Origin of the sequence: Tepidibacillus sp. LV47, from assembly GCF_048381575.1 — a bacterium.
In the GTDB taxonomy this organism is placed as follows: domain Bacteria; phylum Bacillota; class Bacilli; order Tepidibacillales; family Tepidibacillaceae; genus Tepidibacillus.
Genome location: NZ_JBLWIF010000003.1, coordinates 204,202 through 221,981, shown reverse-complemented (window position 1 = coordinate 221,981; position 17,780 = coordinate 204,202). Strand labels below are relative to the sequence as shown.

At 36.6% G+C, this 17,780-nt stretch carries 15 protein-coding genes, 1 tRNA gene, 3 pseudogenes and 1 riboswitch; of the genes and pseudogenes, 12 read left to right on the top strand and 7 right to left on the bottom strand.

The features are described 5' to 3' along the window. Positions 1-6 precede the first annotated feature (6 nt). The 7 genes and pseudogenes from nagB to ACMW72_RS06045 all read left to right on the top strand — a co-directional run bounded on the left by nagB (position 7) and on the right by ACMW72_RS06045 (position 4,039). A complete protein-coding gene (gene nagB / locus ACMW72_RS06075) occupies positions 7-759 on the top strand; it encodes a glucosamine-6-phosphate deaminase (protein ID WP_418367946.1) in 753 nt (250 codons plus the stop codon). Next, on the top strand, positions 759-1,493 hold the full coding sequence (locus ACMW72_RS06070; protein ID WP_418367945.1) for a GntR family transcriptional regulator: 735 nt from the start codon (positions 759-761) through the stop codon (positions 1,491-1,493). The genes nagB and ACMW72_RS06070 overlap by 1 nt, the downstream gene beginning before the upstream one ends. A 46-nt stretch (positions 1,494-1,539) precedes the next feature. Further along, positions 1,540-1,695, top strand: a pseudogene (locus ACMW72_RS06065) (PTS sugar transporter); the annotation flags it as partial. 9 nt (positions 1,696-1,704) lie between these two features. Then, positions 1,705-1,899, top strand: a pseudogene (locus ACMW72_RS06060) (glucose PTS transporter subunit EIIB); the annotation flags it as partial. Positions 1,900-2,099: 200 nt separating this feature from the next. Next, a pseudogene (locus tag ACMW72_RS06055) lies at positions 2,100-2,213 on the top strand (haloacid dehalogenase-like hydrolase); the annotation flags it as partial. 24 nt (positions 2,214-2,237) lie between these two features. Then, positions 2,238-3,848 carry a gamma-glutamyltransferase gene (gene ggt, locus ACMW72_RS06050; protein ID WP_418367944.1) on the top strand — a complete coding sequence of 537 codons (1,611 nt, stop codon included), beginning with the start codon at positions 2,238-2,240 and terminating at the stop codon, positions 3,846-3,848. A 94-nt stretch (positions 3,849-3,942) separates the two neighbouring features. After that, a tRNA-Sec gene (locus ACMW72_RS06045) sits at positions 3,943-4,039 on the top strand. A 437-nt stretch (positions 4,040-4,476) separates the two neighbouring features. Here the strand turns inward: ACMW72_RS06045 and ACMW72_RS06040 are convergent. From ACMW72_RS06040 to ACMW72_RS06030, 3 genes are read right to left on the bottom strand one after another with little or no spacing between them, the layout of a single operon-like run. Further along, positions 4,477-4,881, bottom strand: coding sequence for a hypothetical protein (locus ACMW72_RS06040; protein WP_418367943.1), 405 nt, complete (start codon positions 4,879-4,881; stop codon positions 4,477-4,479). A 13-nt stretch (positions 4,882-4,894) separates the two neighbouring features. Continuing rightward, positions 4,895-6,547, bottom strand: a complete 1,653-nt coding sequence (locus ACMW72_RS06035) for a carbon starvation protein A (protein WP_418367942.1) — start codon at positions 6,545-6,547, stop codon at positions 4,895-4,897. A gap of 17 nt (positions 6,548-6,564) precedes the next feature. Then, complete coding sequence (locus tag ACMW72_RS06030; RefSeq protein ID WP_418367941.1) at positions 6,565-7,086, bottom strand: hypothetical protein; 522 nt, start codon at positions 7,084-7,086, stop codon at positions 6,565-6,567. A gap of 237 nt (positions 7,087-7,323) precedes the next feature. On the opposite strand from ACMW72_RS06030, the gene trpS reads away from it, so the two are divergent. Further along, positions 7,324-8,304: a tryptophan--tRNA ligase gene (gene trpS, locus ACMW72_RS06025; protein WP_418367940.1), complete on the top strand. Its 981-nt coding sequence runs from the start codon at positions 7,324-7,326 to the stop codon at positions 8,302-8,304. A gap of 19 nt (positions 8,305-8,323) precedes the next feature. On the opposite strand, the gene ACMW72_RS06020 is transcribed toward trpS, so the two are convergent. Continuing rightward, complete coding sequence (locus tag ACMW72_RS06020) at positions 8,324-10,078, bottom strand: Na+/H+ antiporter NhaC family protein (RefSeq protein WP_418367939.1); 1,755 nt, start codon at positions 10,076-10,078, stop codon at positions 8,324-8,326. Between the two features lie 100 nt (positions 10,079-10,178). Then, positions 10,179-10,355: riboswitch (Lysine riboswitch) on the bottom strand. Between the two features lie 201 nt (positions 10,356-10,556). Between ACMW72_RS06020 and ACMW72_RS06015 the strand changes: the two genes are divergently transcribed. Beyond that, entirely contained in the window at positions 10,557-11,099 is a 543-nt protein-coding gene (locus tag ACMW72_RS06015) for a hypothetical protein (protein ID WP_418367938.1), read from the top strand. On the opposite strand, the gene selA is transcribed toward ACMW72_RS06015, so the two are convergent. After that, positions 11,096-12,502, bottom strand: coding sequence for an L-seryl-tRNA(Sec) selenium transferase (gene selA, locus ACMW72_RS06010; RefSeq protein WP_418367937.1), 1,407 nt, complete (start codon positions 12,500-12,502; stop codon positions 11,096-11,098). The genes ACMW72_RS06015 and selA overlap by 4 nt on opposite strands. Before the next feature lie 127 nt (positions 12,503-12,629). Then, positions 12,630-13,697, bottom strand: a complete 1,068-nt coding sequence (gene selD / locus ACMW72_RS06005; protein WP_418367968.1) for a selenide, water dikinase SelD — start codon at positions 13,695-13,697, stop codon at positions 12,630-12,632. A 190-nt stretch (positions 13,698-13,887) separates the two neighbouring features. Between selD and thiI the strand changes: the two genes are divergently transcribed. The 3 genes from thiI (at position 13,888) to ACMW72_RS05990 (ending at position 16,914) form a co-directional block, all read left to right on the top strand. Continuing rightward, positions 13,888-15,114: a tRNA uracil 4-sulfurtransferase ThiI gene (gene thiI, locus ACMW72_RS06000; RefSeq protein ID WP_418367936.1), complete on the top strand. Its 1,227-nt coding sequence runs from the start codon at positions 13,888-13,890 to the stop codon at positions 15,112-15,114. 121 nt (positions 15,115-15,235) lie between these two features. After that, positions 15,236-15,826 carry a YkoP family protein gene (locus tag ACMW72_RS05995; protein ID WP_418367935.1) on the top strand — a complete coding sequence of 197 codons (591 nt, stop codon included), beginning with the start codon at positions 15,236-15,238 and terminating at the stop codon, positions 15,824-15,826. Further along, on the top strand, positions 15,823-16,914 hold the full coding sequence (locus tag ACMW72_RS05990; protein ID WP_418367934.1) for an MGDG synthase family glycosyltransferase: 1,092 nt from the start codon (positions 15,823-15,825) through the stop codon (positions 16,912-16,914). The genes ACMW72_RS05995 and ACMW72_RS05990 overlap by 4 nt, the downstream gene beginning before the upstream one ends. 48 nt (positions 16,915-16,962) lie before the next feature. Here ACMW72_RS05990 and ACMW72_RS05985 read toward each other — a convergent pair whose 3' ends face one another. After that, positions 16,963-17,775 (bottom strand): metallophosphoesterase, encoded by an 813-nt coding sequence (locus tag ACMW72_RS05985; RefSeq protein ID WP_418367967.1) that lies wholly within the window; start codon positions 17,773-17,775, stop codon positions 16,963-16,965. Between the last annotated feature and the right edge of the window lie 5 nt (positions 17,776-17,780).

Here is a 17,780-nt window from a genome sequence, read left to right as displayed (position 1 = left end):
TCTGTCGTGAAACTCATAGAAACAAAAGATTACAAGGAAATGAGCGAAAAAGCTGCGGAAATCATCATTGCTCAAGTAAAGAAAAAGCCAAATTCTGTTCTCGGCTTAGCAACAGGAGAAACGGTACTTGGAACGTATGCGGCATTAGTATACGATCATCGCCAACATAGAACGTCGTATCAGTATATCCAAACAGTCAATTTAGATGAATATATCGGCTTAGGCCCGAACCATCCCAATAGTTATCGCTATTATATGAACGAGCATCTGTTTTCCCATATCGACATCCCTCTCTCGCAAACCCATATTCCGAACGGACTTGCTGCTGATGTGGAAGAAGAATGCAAACGTTACGAGGAATTAATTGAAAAGCTAGGTGGGATTGACTTACAAGTATTGGGAATCGGGCGAAATGGGCATATTGGTTTTAATGAGCCGGGTACTCCTTTTGATTCTATTACTCATATTGTTGAACTAGCTGAATCAACAAGAGAAGCGAACTCACGCTTTTACTCTAGTCTTGAAGAGGTTCCAACCCATGCGATTACAATGGGAATTACTACAATTATGAAAAGCAAGCAAATTATCTTGTTAGCATCGGGAGAAAAAAAAGCACATATTTTATCTCAATTATTCGAAAGAGAAGTTACATTAAACATTCCAGCTTCGATTTTAAAAACACATCCGAATGTGGTCGTTATTGCTGATAAAGAAGCATTGTCGCTTGTAAGCAAAGACCAAAGAAAGGTGTATGTATGATGATTAACAAACATTCTCCACTTCCGATTTACTACCAGTTAGAACAAGGAATTAAAGAAATGATTGAAAAAGGGCAACTCAAACCAGGAGAAATGATCCCATCAGAAAGAGAGTGGGCGGAAACGTATGACATTAGTCGGATGACCGTTCGTCAAGCGATTAACAATTTAGTCAATGATGGTTATTTGGTAAGAAAGCGAGGAAAAGGCACATTTGTCGCTGCGACAAAAATCGAACAGCCGTTAAAAGGATTAACAAGCTTTTCTGAGGATATGCGAGCAAGAGGAATGGAACCAGGAACGAACGTGCTTGAATTTCGGACTATTCCTGCCAGTCCAACGCTCGCGCAGCAGCTGGACATTCGCGAAGGAGCGGAGATTTATGAAATTCGTCGTATCCGTCTAGCTGATCAATTTCCGATGGCCTTAGAGACGTTGTATATGCCTTGTGCTCTTGTACCTGGTTTAACGCGAGAAATTGTAAGCGGTTCTATCTATGAATTTATTGAAACCAAACTAGGATTAGTGATCAGGTCAGCGGTGCAAATAATAGAGGCTTCCGTAGCGCGGAAATTAGAGGCGGATCTTTTGCAAGTGAAAGAAGGGGCACCGGTTTTATCTATTCAAAGAAATAGTTATTTAGAAAACGGTCAATCCCTCGAAGTGGTTAAATCGATTTACCGCGGTGATCGTTACAAATTTACGGTTGAAATGGAACGGAAGAAGAGCAAGTAATTTGCTTTTCTATATATGAAATGATGAAAAAAAGGGAGGAATACGCATGTTAGGATTTTTACAACGAATCGGAAAAGCACTAATGCTGCCGATTGCCGTTCTTCCTGCTGCAGCATTGTTGCTTCGTTTAGGACAGCCTGACTTATTAAATATCCCGTTTATCGCAGCAACAGGGGATGCAATTTTTGCCAATTTAGCTTTATAGTTTGCGATTGGTAAAATTGATAACTGTGTGACACGTTTACGTTTAAAAGTAAACGATATGTCAAAAGTGGAAGAAAACGAGCTGAAAAGGTTAGGGGCAAAAGGAGTCATTCGTTTGAATCAAACGGATTTGCAAGTCGTAGTTGGTACAGATGTTGAGTTTCTGGCAAATGAGATGAGAAATTATAATTTATGTGAATAAAGAGGCTGACCATAGGAGCTGAAACCTCTGTCAATGACAATAAATTGGCTATACTTTTAGATTAACTTATCTATTGTTTTGGAGAGTTTGACTTTTTGCTCTTGTGTCAGCCCTAACTTTTTATACGCTAAAGGATATACGAGAATATGATTATAGCTATGAAATTTGAATTTTATATATAATAAAGAAGGGTGTTCACTATGAAACGTTTATTAGATTGTACCGCTTCTGATTTTCGCAATATGAATGGAAAACAATTGAAACAATCAATTAAAGCGGCCGAGGGAAGAGTAATCGTCTCGGAAGTTATAGGAGCGTAGGGTGAAGGGGTGATATTGATGCTAGATTTTGACCCGTTATTTTATCCCTATTCTTCGCAGAGAATGTCTGTATATGCTAAAAACGGAATGGTAGCTACGTCCCAACCATTAGCTGCACAAGCGGGATTAGACATTTTAAAAAAAGGGGGAAATGCCATTGATGCAGCGATTGCAACTGCCGCATGTTTAACGGTTGTTGAACCCACATCAAATGGAATCGGAGGAGATGCTTTTGCCTTGGTATGGACAAAAGGCACATTGTATGGATTAAATGCCAGTGGTCCATCACCAAAAAGTATTTCCCTTGAATTGGTAAAAAAAGCAGGTTACCACGAAATGCCGAAATTTGGCTTTTTCCCTGTCACTGTACCTGGTGCCCCATCAGCATGGGCTATATTGTCTGAACGTTTTGGGCAGTTACCATTAACAGAGGTTTTACGTCCTGCTATAGAATATGCGGAAAAAGGTTTCCCCATCTCACCTGCATTAGGGAAATATTGGGAAAAGGCCTTTCAAATTTATAAAGCAAACTTAAAAGAAGAACAATTTAAAGCATGGTTTCAAACCTTTGCCCCTAAAGGAAGGGCACCAAGGATTGGAGAAATTTGGCGTTCATTGGATCATGCCAAAACTCTTCAATCCATTGCCGAAACAAAAGCTGAATCCTTTTATCGAGGAGAATTGGCGGAAAAAATCCATCAGTTTTCTAAGCGATATGGAGGTTTTATTAGAAAAGAAGATTTAGAGACATATAAAGCCGAGTGGGTAGAACCGATAAAAGTGAATTATCGCGGTTACGATGTATGGGAGATTCCGCCAAACGGACAAGGACTGGTAGCTCTTATGGCGTTAAATATTTTAAAGGGATTTGAATTTACCGAAAAGGAAACCATCAACACCTATCATAAACAAATTGAAGCAATTAAATTAGCCTTTGCCGATGGAAAAACCTATATTACTGATGCAAAGAAGATGAAGGTAAAGGTAGAAGACTTATTGTCTGAAGCTTATGCAGAGGAAAGAAGAAAACTGATTGGAGAAAAAGCCTTAGAACCTAAACCTTTTAAGCCAGCAAAAGGAGGAACCGTCTATTTAGCCACCGCAGATGGACAAGGGAATATGGTTTCTTATATTCAAAGCAATTATATGGGGTTTGGTTCTGGCTTAGTGGTTCCAGGTACCGGAATTAGTTTGCAAAATAGGGGTCATAACTTTTCTCTCAATCCAGCCCATGTTAATGCCTTAGAGCCATGTAAAAAACCATATCATACCATCATCCCTGGGTTCTTAACAAAAGATAACCAACCAATAGGCCCTTTTGGTGTCATGGGTGCCTTTATGCAACCTCAAGGTCATGTTCAAGTGATTATGAATACCATCGATTTTCATATGAATCCTCAAGCCGCTTTAGATGCACCAAGGTGGCAGTGGTTAGAAGGGAAAAAAGTGGAATTTGAACATACCGTTCCCGTACATATTGTTGATTCCTTAGCTAGAATGGGGCACCAAACCAATTGGGCAATGGGTTCAGGAAATTTTGGCCGTGGACAAATCATTTGGAGAAACGAACATGGAGTATTGGTAGGGGGGACTGAACCAAGAACAGACGGCACAATCGCCGCATGGTAAATAATAAGCATGTCTGATTTTGACGTCAACACATTGTTGTTCCATTTTCTTGATTTCTCCATTTAAACATGATAAAATACTTTATGTTGTTTTTGGGAGTGGTTGAGTAGCTGGTGCTCTCCCCGGTCTTCAAAACCGAGTGGGCGGCACGTGATGTCGCTGGTAGGTTCGATTCCTATCCACTCCCGCCAATACTTAAAAAGGCAGCAACCACAAAGGTTTGTGGTTGTTTTTTGTATCATTATTATAAACTAATCATTCTTTCTACATCAGATTCCAACTTGCATACGCGTTTAAACACTTGAATATCTGCATCTCGTTGGTCTAATTTGTTGTTAATTGTTTGTAACATCGCTATAATATCTTGAGGCCATATTAGACTTCATATTATCTTCAAGATAGGATTCGCTTGTCCTTGTTACTACGATTTAGCTGCATTATTTGCAATAAAGGAAGAATTATTATCATCGCTTAAGTGGATGAAGAAAACTCTTAAACTGAAACCAAATAGTTGGCAGGATTTTGAATCTGATCAGCGATTTGATGGTCTAATAAAAAAGTATGAAAAAGAGTATAAAAAATTTATTGATATGGCAAAAAGCAAAACCAAAAACCGCCCTCATAATGATTAAGGGCGGTTTTTAATTTTTTTCATCAAATCTTGCATATTTTCCGTTTTTATTTGTTTTTTTCCTGATAGTAATAATTGGCCATTAAAGATAACTGCAGGAGCTTTTAATGCAAAAAGGGTTTTCATTGCTTGGCGAAAAGGAACCTTATAACGAAAAATATCTTTGACTAAACGAGGGAATAGATAACTATAGTTCCTCGGGTCCACAACATCAAGATCAATACAATCCCCATATTCACGATGTAAGAATTGATAGAGATCTCCTGTTGATTGAATGATTTTCCTTTCTTCGAAATAGAGGCTCGCTTTTCCAAGCTCTTGCAAAAAATCTCCTTCAAATGGCACACAACATGCCGCAACAATTTCATCCTGTTCTCGAACAATGATGATACTGGGTTTCATCTATCTTTCACACCTAAGCACTTATCTCTTTGTGTTCATTTTTTGTTTGTTTTAACGCCTTACTAGCAAAGAAAATTAAAATAATGGATAGTATAAATAGCGCAAGAGCGACAAAACCGAGAACATAGTTCGATGTTGTTGATTGAGGATTGGTAAAGTTTTTATATACCAATTGCCCTAAAGCAGAAAGGGTAACTGCAAACATAAAGAACATTGGATATTTTGTTATACGATTGCTTTTTCCCATTTTTGCAAGCCAGACAGAGACTGTTAGAAGAGCAATGGCACCTAATAATTGGTTCGCAGAACCAAATACAGGCCAAATGGCTTTCCAATTTCCAAGAGCTAGTAAGCTTGAAGCAATAATGGTAATCGTCGTTGCTACATAAGAGTTTGTTCCTATATTCTTTGTAATGCTTCCGTCAGTTGCTTCTCTTTCAAAGAATTCTTGAAAGATGTAACGGCCTAGCCGTGTTGCTGTATCTAATGTCGTAAGAGCAAAAGCTGAAACAACTAGAGAAGTAAAAGTTACACCAACGTTTTTAGGGATTCCAAGTTCCGCAAGAAAATTACCAACGCCTGTTGAAAATAAGGCGACTGGTCCAGGTGCACCTTTTGCTAGAACAGTAGCTGTATATTGATCCTTCGTAACCATAATTGCAGTGATTAAAGCGACTACTGCTAAAGTGGATTCGATTAACATTCCACCATAACCGATTAGTTTGGCGTCTGTCTCTTTATTCAGTTGTTTCGATGTTGTACCTGATGCAACTAATGAATGGAACCCAGAAATAGCTCCGCAAGCGATGGTGACAAATAAAACAGGAAACATCCAACCCAAACTTGTACTAAATCCGCCATAAGCATCCAGTTTAACGGAAGGATTATATAAGAATAAACCAATAATTGCTCCGATGATCATCCCGTAAAGGAGGAATGAATTTAAGTAATCTCTTGGTTGTAATAAAATCCATACAGGTGCAATTGATGCAACAAAAACATAAACCATGAGAATAAAAATCCAAGTGTTAAAGGATAAGTTCAGTGGATATAAAATACCAATCCAAATGGAAACGAGTAATAGTGCAACACCAATAATTGTACCTATTAATACAGGGAAATTGTTACGATATACGGTAAAACCATAAATAATAGCAACGAAGATAAAGAGCATGGAAGCAGTTCCAGCTTCAGGTACGGCCACGAAAGTATTGGCTACGACATTGGCAAAAACAGCGATGACAAGAACTAAGGTAAGCCAAGCAAACAGATTAAAAAGCCTTTTTCCAGTTTCCCCCATTGTATGATCAATGATGACACCAATTGATTTTCCTTTATGGCGAATCGAAGCCACAATCGAAGAAAAATCATGTACGGCTCCTAAAAATACACCACCGATTAAAATCCAGAGAAAAGCGGGAATCCAACCAAATACAGCCGCTGTAACAGGACCAATGATAGGTGCAGCACCAGCAATTGAAGCGAAATGGTGGCCTAAAAGAACTGGTGCTTTAGCAGGTACATAATCTACACCATCATTCATGGTATGAGCAGGTGTTGGCCGAGAATCATTTAAATCAAATTTTTTGACAAGATAAGAACCATACGTCTTATAAGCTGTTACGAAAACGATGAGAGCAATTGCAATTAAAACCAGTGAACTCATCTCATTCCACTCCTATACTAATTTTGAATGAATTTTAGAGAAGTCCTCATAGGTTGGTAGAATGTTGCAACCTCCTTTCCTTTTTTATTATGAATTACTCGTTTAGAATTAAGATCTATAACGAGTAATCGAATGTCGGCCCATCCTTTTAATGAAAAGGCAAAGGATTTCTTATATTTAAATTTTTTTATTTGGTCCTCAAGAGAAGCCGGGAAATGGTCGACAACAAGAATGCCTGTAAAGGTGCTTGACATATGTTCAGAATGAGGTTTTACCAATTCATCGATCATGCAGATTAAAAATTTTTGAAAAGTTTCAATCTTTGTTTCTGAAATCTCTTCGATAACTTGAAGAAAAAGATACTCATAATTTTTGGCACTCCATATTTTAACATTTTTCGTTCCAAAGAATTTTTCTTGGTGAATTTCTGCTTTTGCAAAAAGATTTATTTGCTGCGTTTTAAACTGAACATCTCGATTAATATCGAAATATTTAGACAATTTCAATTCTATATTAGAAACATACTCATTCCAATTCATGCTAGCCTCCAATAAATAGAAATGAATGTAATATTTTAAATAATATAAATTTTTATTTAATATAATAAAGGATCATCGTCATACTGTAAATAAGTTTATGAAAAAAAAAGAAAATAATTTAGGCTCAGCATTTTTTGCTAGGCTAAAAATGAATTATAGTACGTTAATTGCAACATTAGAAAAAATCGTATAAACTGAAATGTAAATGAAAAAAGGTTAGATAGGAGAGAAAGAGAAATGAAACGAGTTTTTTCTGGTATTCAGCCTAGCGGAGTAATGACGATAGGGAATTATCTTGGGGCAATGAAGAATTTTGTGAAACTCCAAGATGAAACAGAGAGTATTTTTTGTATTGTCGATATGCATGCCATTACCGTTCCTCAAGATCCAAAAGAATTAAAGGAAAATACGTTAAAATTAGCAGCATTATATCTTGCGTCAGGTATTGATCCAAAAAAATCTACATTATTTATACAATCCCATGTACCAGCACATGCAGAATTAGGATGGATTATGCAATGTGTAGGATATTTTGGAGAATACGGGCGAATGACCCAATTTAAAGATAAATCCGCGAAGAAGGAGAATTTTACAGCAGGTCTTTTTACCTATCCTGCATTAATGGCTGCAGATATTTTGTTATATGATGCTGAACTCGTACCTGTTGGAGAAGATCAAAAGCAACATTTGGAATTAACAAGGGATTTGGCCGAACGATTTAATCATAAATATGGCGAAACGTTTGTCTTGCCAGAACCTTATATCCCAAAAGTGGGCGGTCGAATCATGAGTTTACAAGATCCAACGAAAAAAATGAGCAAAAGCGATGAAAATCAAGGAGCTTTTATTTCGATTTTAGATGAGCCTGATGTGATTCGGAAGAAAATTTCTCGGGCTGTAACAGATTCTCTTAATACCATCCGTTATAATCCAGAAGAACAACCGGCGATTAGTAATCTCTTAACAATCTACTCTTTGTTTGCGGAAAAAAGGATTGAAGAGCTTGAACAAATGTATGCTGGGAAGGGGTATGGAGCTTTAAAAAAAGACTTGGCAGAAGTGATTATTCAAGGACTAAAACCCATTCAGGAACGTTATTATGAATTAGTAAAATCTGATGAATTAATTGAAATTTTGAAAGAAGGTGCAGAAAGAGCAGCTTCAATCGCCAATCGCAAAATGAAAGAAGTGAAGGAACGGATGGGGTTTATTGTGTAATATAAAAACGCTGAGTACTTTACTCAGCGTTTTTTGCTTCTCTTAATGGATAAGGGACTGTCCTTTCATTTGATTCTAGAGGTTTACCAACGAATCTAACAAGTAAGAAAATTGCTAGGATTGCAATTGGCAATGCGATCCATACGGATAACCCTAGTCCTACTGGTAAATACCCAAATAGGACGGTGATAAATGCAACAGGGAGTGCATAGTCTAATTGTGTTCTCACATGATCCAAATGGTCACTTCCTGCTCCCATCGAAGAAAGAATTGTGGTATCTGAAATTGGTGAAGCATGATCACCAAAGATTGCACCAGTTAACACAGCCCCAGCACTCATGATAATGAAATTAGGATCCGGTGATAATGCTGCAGCTAATGGAATAGTAAGTGGCATGAGTATTCCCATCGTACCATAAGATGTACCTGTCGCAAAGGAAATAATTGCTCCCAGTATAAATATAATCGATGGTAAGATAAACGCTGGTAACTTATCAGAGAGTAAACCAACTAGATATTTTGCAGTTCCTAACTCTTTCATTGTACTACTTAAGGACCAAGCGAGAAGTAAGATGACTCCGGTAATCAGTAAAGATTTCATTCCATTGATCCAAGTTTCAATCGCTTCACCAACCGTGAAGATTCGTTTCGCAACACCCATAATAATGGCTACGATACTAGAGAATAAAGCGGCTTGAAATAATACAACACTTGCATCTGAAGCACCGAATGTTTCACGAATGGTTTTTAAAGCGAATGGATGGGATTGAATAAAGTGAATCAGTTCCTTATCTTCCCCACCTACAATGGCCATATAACCATTATAGTAAAAACCAGCAAATGAAAGAATCATTAATAAACCGATCGGTATAATTGCTGTCCAAACACTTAGTTGAATGCCTTCTTTTGGTTGATTATCTTTGTCATCGACAGCCATTGGTTTCGCTGTATCGGCAAGAACTTTTCCTGTTGTTCTGGCACGATATTCTGCTTGATACATCGAACCAAAGTCTCTCATCATTAAGGCGATTGCGAGTATGAATACTAAAATTAAAATATTATAAAAACGGAAAGGAATGGTATCAATGAATACTCCATATGCGTTAACCGTTTGACCGATAGAGGAATAGGCATCTTTAATTAGACCTACTTCATATCCGATCCAAGTGGAAACAACCATGATTCCAGCAATTGGAGCTGCAGTTGCATCAACAATAAAAGCGAGTTTTTCTCTCGATATTTTTAGTTTATCAGTAACAGGTCGCATGATTGGACCAACAATCAGGGAATTCGCATAATCATCAAAGAAAACTAAGATTCCCATCAGCCATGTAATAATTTGCGCACTCCTTGGAGTTTTTGCTCGTTTTGCTAACGATTCAGCAACAGCCTTAGCACCACCCATTTTGGTTACAAGACCAATGAGTCCTCCAATTGCTAATACTTGCAAGATAATCCCGGCGTTCCAAGGATCTGCAAGAGAATTTAGGATATATTGGACAACTTGTAATAATGCCTGAATGAGCGACATAAATGGGTTATGTGCGCTTAATTGGAGGAGAAATGCGCCTGAAAAAACTCCAAGAAATAATGATAGCACAACATTCTTCGTAATAAATGCGAGTATAATTGCAATTAAAGGTGGAATGAGTGACCAAAAACCATATATACTAGCATTTTTTGCAGCTTGTTCCGCTTCTTCTGCAAAAACAGGTATCGAGCCACTGATAAAAAATAACATACTAAAGAGTAAGATTTGAAATTTTTGTCTCATCTCATAAGTAGCCTCCTTCATTTTTGAAAAAAAAAAACCTGAAGCACCAACAATGCTTCAAGGTTCTAATCCTTTAGTTAAAAAGGAATAAAAACTCTTGACCATCGATAGCGCTCCACAAACTTGAACGTTTGTGACAGTTCTGCACATATTCTGTACAGAACCAGCGTATGATTTTTTGGCGAAAATCATACACTTCGGCAATACTTCCTTTCAAGTTATTCCAATTGCCATGATGAATAACTCTACTCTTAAGTACTGCACCTCTATCTAGTCAAAAAATATTCAATTTTTCCTTTCCATAATTTAAAGATACTCAGTAAAAGTATTTCTGTCAACTAAAAAATTTTTACAAGTATCATTTTGGGAATGAATAAGGTATTTACTCAATTTGATTATTTGTTTGAAAAAGAAAGAAATATCTCGTATTATTGAAAGTAAAGAAAAGGGAATGAGGATTTAGAAAGGTGTGATCTTTTTGAGAAATAAAAGAAATTGGCTCACCTTGATCATGATTCATCTATTCATCCTTTTTATTGTTTTGCTTGGGGGCTGTTCTTTAGATCAGCATTCTCAGTCTCAACCTAAAGCAACCAATCAATCACTAAATCAGGAGCAAAAGGATAAAAACCAAGGGAACCAGGAAGCAGATCAGCAGCAAAAACAGCAATTTGATACTGAGCAAAAAAAAGGAGATACGATTATTATTAATACTCCACTACCTGACTCAACGGTTAGACTAGGAATGAGTTTTGTACTTAAAGGGAAGGCAAAATTGGATGTAAATGAACTATATTATGAATTTGAAGACGGACATAATATCTTAAGCAAAGGAAAATTCCCTTTAAGTTCTAAAAAAGATGCGGCGGGTTTTGCAGAATTTAACTATACCATAAAATTAGAACAAAATCCTAGCAGCCCATATGGAACTTTGATTTTATATGTTCTACAAAAAGATGGGGCAAGAACCGAACAATTGATGGTAACTTATAAATTTGATCCATCCATTGTGAAACCTTAAGTATGATTCATAATCCTTTTCATTTTTTCTACAATAAATTCGAACTCCTTTATTTCAATTGTACGAACATCTAAGACAAATTGTTCTTCAAAGATTCGTCCAATAATATGTGGAGGTGATACCCTTAGTTCCTGCTCAAATTGATGAACGGGAAGATGAAGAGGTTTTAGGCTTATCAATTTGCTCTTGAGCTTAACATCAGGCATAGATCCACCGCCGATTTCGGAAAAGCCATCAATGATTTTCAATTCAAATTGATCTGACACCACTGGTTTTAACATTTCGTAAAGTTTTTGACTTCGTTCTTGAATCATCTTTTCATCCATCAAAATCATTTTTAAAGTAGGAATTTTTTCATGAGCTTCTCCGAGTAAATAATGGCGTAAGGTTGCTTCTAAAGCAGCAAGTGTCATTTTATCGATTCGAAGGGAACGAGTTAATTGATTTTTTTTCAAGCGGTCAATCCACTTTTTCTTTCCGACAATAATACCGGCTTGAGGGCCTCCTAATAATTTATCCCCACTAAATGAAACGAGATCTGCTCCTGTCTTTACTGCTTCTTGTACTGTCGGTTCATTGCCAATGCCATGTTTTTTTAAGTCATAAAGAACTCCGCTGCCAAGATCTTCATATACAGGAATTTTGTGTTCTTTGCCAATTTCAACAAGGGTTTTTAAACAGACTTCTTTCGTAAAACCGATAATTTTAAAATTACTTGTGTGCACTTTCATTAATAAAGCGGTTTGGTCTGTAATCGCCCGTTCATAATCAAAGCGATGGGTTTTGTTGGTTGTTCCAACTTCTATTAAACGAGCTCCACTTTGGGTCATAATTTCAGACACGCGGAAAGAACCCCCGATTTCCACAAGTTGTCCCCGGGAAACAATCACTTCTTTTCCTTGTGCTATCTCTTTCAAGATTAGAATCACAGCAGAGGCATTATTATTCACAACGAGTGCTGCTTCCGCACCTGTTAACTGAACGAGTAAATCTTCTACATGGTCATAACGAGATCCCCGTTTTCCTGTGGATAATGTATACTCTAAATTGGTATATTCAGAAGCTGTTAGTTGAACGGCTTTGATCGCCTCGTGAGATAACTTTGCTCGCCCTAGATTCGTATGCAAGATTACTCCTGTTCCATTTATGACAGAGCGTAAATGAGGAGTTGTGATTTGTTCATAACGATCCATGATTTTTTCTAAAATCGTCGATAATGAAAGAATAGTAGGCGTTTCTGTTTGTAAGATCTTTTCCCTTTCTTTTTCAATCGTTTCTGATACAAGATCAGAAATCAAGTCAAAATGTGTATTTTTGATCAGTTTTACAACTTCTGGAAGTTGTAGAATCGTTGAAATCGCAGGTAAAGATCTTAAGGCTTTTTTTTGTTTCTCGTTTAGCATAATATAAACCCCTTCATGACAAGCTTACTTTTTAAAATTATTTTATAATAAAAATATTTTTTAAATCAAAAAACTTGAATAGAAAACCCACGCTCCCTCGAACGTGGGTATCCCTGATGACGAAAATTTAAAGAACTTGAATTTTTCCCGGGTGTTTATCTGTTACTTCTCCGATTATACGCGCATTTTTTACCCCGAGGTCGTGCATTTTTTGCAGTAAGTCAAAAGCAGCCTTCTCTTCTACAGCGACAAGTAAGCCACCAGAAGTTACGGCATCTGCTAAAATGAGTTGATCGTGATAATCGAGGTGTTCTGCAAATAAGACATGTGGAGAAACCCATTTAAGGTTATCTTTACTTCCAGCAGGAACGTGGTTATTCATTGCCAACTCTTTTGTTCCATCAAGAATTTCCACTTTTGTTGAATCGATCACAAGCCCAACATTTGTATCCTTGACCATTTCAAGGGAATGTCCCAATAATCCAAACCCAGTTACGTCTGTAACAGCGGAAATAGGAAAGCCTTTCATTGCTTCTGCAGCATATTTGTTTAAAAAGGCCATGACTTCCGTAACTCGATCGATTTGTTTTTGACTCAGGACTCCGTCTTTAATACCTTTTGTTTGGATACCAACTCCAATGGGTTTGGTTAAAATGAGTAGATCTCCAGGTTTCGCACCACGATTTGCCCAAATTTGGTTTGGATGAGCCGTACCTGTTACCGATAAACCGATTAGTGGTTCTACATTGTCGGTGGAATGGCCGCCAATTAATATTGCACCAGCCTCTTTGATCTTATCAGTACTTCCTCTAAGAATATCTGCTAACATTTCAGGACCTAGCTTACGGATAGGATATCCCACAATGTTCATGACGGTTAATGGTGTCCCACCCATTGCATAGACGTCACTTAGTGCGTTTGCAGCAGCGATTTGTCCGTACATATATGGATCATCAACAATCGGTGTGAAGAAATCCACCGTTTGGATTAATGCGAAATCATCGGATAATTTATAAACACCAGCGTCATCAGGGGTTTCTAAGCCGATTAATACATTTTCATTGAATTCTTGTTTAGGTAAATGACGCAAAACTTGCGCCAGGTCCTCAGGACCAATTTTGCAACCTCACCCAGATTTAGAAGTGGTTTGGGTTAATCTCGGTTTGTCGTTGTTCTTGTTGAGATTTAAATCCAAAATTTCCACATGAAACCCCTCCTTTTGTAAAAACTATGTACTATTATAATTTATTTTTTAGAAGAAATCTATTTCGACCATAATTCTTTGCCATATTTTGTCCAGAAATTGTTCTTTGCTATTTCTTCTTGAAGAAAATTTTGTTATCATACCTTTTACTGAGAAAAGATATATGATAAGGGTGAGAGCAATGATTTATGATTCAATCCTTATTCGTTATGGTGAAATTGCTTTAAAAGGAAAAAATCGTTATCGTTTTGAGGATCGTTTACTTCAAAACATTCGAGATGTCCTTAAAGATTTACCAAAAATAAAAGTTATAAAAACCTTTGGGCGTATTTATGTTGAATTACATGGAGAACCCCATGATATTGTGATTGAGCGGTTAAAAAAGGTATTTGGAATTGTTTCCTTTAGTCCTGTAAAAAAAACGGATTTAGACGTAGAAGAAATTAAAAAAACAGCACTTCAATTACTTAAGCAAATCAACCCCTTTCCAAAAACATTTAAAGTAGAAACGAAACGACCCTATAAGTTATTTCCATTGAGTTCACCAGAACTAACCTATGAGGTTGGTGCTTACATCTTAAGAAACACTGAAAATTTGACGGTTGATGTTCATCATCCTGATACTGTTGTTGATATTGAAATAAGACAAGAGGGGGCATTTATTTATTCCCAGACGATTCAAGGTGTTGGTGGAATGCCAGGGGGAAGCAGTGGTCGAGCACTTGTTTTGATTTCAGGAGGGATTGACAGTCCTGTTGCTTCCTACTTTGCGATGAAAAGGGGGTTACAAGTAGAAGGGATCCATTTTCATACATATCCAGTAACCACAGAAGAATCGCTTCAAAAAGTCCTTGATTTAGCAAAAGTACTCTCTCATTATTCTGGATCTTTTCGCCTTCATCTTGTCCCTTTTTTAGAGATACAAAAGGAAATAAAAATATATGCTCCAGAAAGTTACAACATTACGATCATGCGCAGAATGTTTTTACGAATTGCCGAGCGTTTGGCAAAAAAGAGACATGCGTTAGCATTAGTCACAGGTGAGAGTTTAGGACAAGTGGCAAGCCAAACTTTAGAAAGTATGTATACCATTAACCATGTCGTACGTATCCCGATTCTTCGTCCTCTCATTACAATAGATAAACTAGACATTGTTGAAGTAGCAAAAAAAATTGGTACCTATGAAGCATCAGTTCGACCGTTTGAAGATTGTTGTTCGTTGTTCGTACCAAGAAACCCCACAACGAAACCAAAAATAGAGCGAGCAGAGTTTATAGAGCAAAAAATGGAAGTAGATAAGCTGATTGAAGATGCAATTCAAAGAACGAGAACAATTACCATCACACCCCAAGATGATATGAAAGCAAAGGATGTGCTTTTTACAGATATAAAAGAATTTATGAAATAACATTTTATCCCAAAAGGCGGTCTCATCGATGAGAAGCCTTTTTTCTTTATGCGATGAATGGATAATACAAAATGTGGGAAATCTAACAGTGATATGTTGAAAAGGAAAGGAGTACATTCCTTTGAATGCTGGATTGTTTGAATTGTGGAGAGTATTGGATTTTATTTATCAACATATCACAAGGTTAGAGTACGTGGATAAAAAGAGTAATATCTTCCGTGTCGTTTTTTGTAAGTACCGCGGTCCAGATTTAATTACGAGAGATGGTGTTATCATTCATCATGGAGATCCTATTGTGAAATTACATATATATAATTGGAAATTAACCAAGATGTTAAAAGGAATTACAAATGAAACTCGACTGGGATTAACCACCTTACGAATCGTCAAAGATTCGTTACCAACATTGGCTGATTATATTTACAATCACCCAAAAGGGGAAAATGTAAAAGCACTCGTTGGAACGACCTTTTTACATCGGGGAATTCATCATTTAGGCTTTGACGTCGATAAAGTACCCAATACCTTAAAATTCAAATGGAAAGAGCAATATTTGCGTTTAATACTTTATATCATTCATCCCAATGGGAAAGAACGGCTGAAGTTAAGGTCAGAAGAGTTAGTTCCAAAAAGGGTATATATGTCGAAAGATCAATTATTCAAACGCTACTTGCTTCCCCAAGAAGAGGATGTCAAGGAGGAAAGACGATGAAAATTCTGATCATGACCGAAGAGTTTGCAGGAAATGGACATCATAAAGCAGCTGAGTCCCTTTTAAAAACGATGAAAAAAATAGATCCAAGACATGAAGTAAAGATTGTTCATTTACTCAAGATCATCAATCAAACATTAGAACAATGGATTCAAAAAATCTATCTTTTCATCATCCTCAAAAAACCAAGAATTTGGGGCTGGATCTATAAAAAAGAAGGGAATTTTTCCCTTTTATTTAAACCATTTATTGCATATGCGATGCTAGGTAAATTAGATCGTTTTTTAAAAGAGGAAAACCCTGATCTGATTATTGCTACCCATGCTAGCGGTTTAACTGCTTTAGCCAAACTAAAAAAAAGAAATCATTATAAATTAGCTGCTGTTTTTACAGATTATCATTTGAATAGTTTTTGGATTCATCCAGAAATTGATTATTATTTTGTTGGCCATGAAGAACTAAAGAATCGATTGGTTAAAAAATATCAAATGGAACCAGAGCGGGTGATTATTTCGGGGATCCCCATTGATCCAAGCTTTTCATGTTTGAAACAAGATCCACTAACTCAAGAGAACGCAAATTTTCGTATTTTAGTTATGGGTGGGGGCTTAGGGATTGGTTCGATGAAAGAGATCGTTCAATCCTTGCAGAAGATTAAGAATGTCCCTTTTTCTGTCTATGTCATTACTGGAAGGAATCAAAAGTTATATGATGAGTTAACTCAATTAGCCTCTTCTATCAATTATTCCCTTGAGGTTTTACCTTACATTGAGGATATTTGCCCTATTATGATGAAAAGTCATTTAATCATTACGAAACCAGGAGGTTTAACCATTTCCGAAGCTTTATCCACTTCTACTCCCATTTTCATCTATCAACCGATTCCTGGTCAGGAAGAATATAATGCACGGTTTTTAATTAAAAACCGTTCTGCGATTCGTATTCATAATTTGGATCACATTGTTTATTGGGTAGAATACCTTTATCATCACCCAAGAATCTATCAGAAATTCATCCAACATCAAAAGAAAATCGCCAAACCTGATTCTTCCTATGTGATTATTGAAAATCTATTAAATCGTTTATAAGAAAATTAAGGCTGCTATAGCAAATGGTATAGCAGTTTTATATTATTGTTAAGAAACAAGAGTGTGAATAGTGATTTCAGGACGGGAACGAAGACGAATATTTAATCCGGTTTGACCAAGTCCTTCACTAATATAAAAAGGTCTTTTCTTGTAGAAATGCAACCCTTTAATAATGTTTTGTCGTGCCAATTCTCCCATTTTTATAAGATGATAAGGTTTTGGCCAATGGATTTGACCGCCGTGAAAATGACCAGAAAGGAGATAATCAAATGGATATCCTTCCATTTGTAAAACAATATTTGGATCATGAGATAGTACAAGATTGATTCCATTTTTTTCGATATTTTGGTATGCTTTAGAAATATCACTTCTTCCTGTAAAATGGTCATCAATGCCAATAATATTGACAATTTGTCCGTGAATTTGGATTGTATGACTCTCGTTGATTAAAACGATGGCTCCTGTTTCTTCGATTTTTTGGCGAAAATCATGAATACGATCCCGTAATAAATAGTCATGGTTGCCAAATACAACATAAATCCCATATTTTGGTTGTCGTTGATGAAGAACAGCAAGATACTGAAGAAATTTATCGATGTTTTTGGCTTTATCTAAATAGTCGCCTGTCAATGCAATCAGATCAATCTCTTTTTCTTTTAATTGTTGATATAATTGACTAGGTGTAATCGAGATCTTCTCCATATGCAAGTCTGATAAATGTAAGATATGAATAGGTTTTTTAGTTTTTATCCCATTTATTCTTAATTGAATATGATTAAATTCTAGTTTATAGGTATTTCGGTGGGAATAGTAGTATAAAAGTCCAAATGCGAGTAAAGGAATTGCCCATTTTTTCACTATCTATC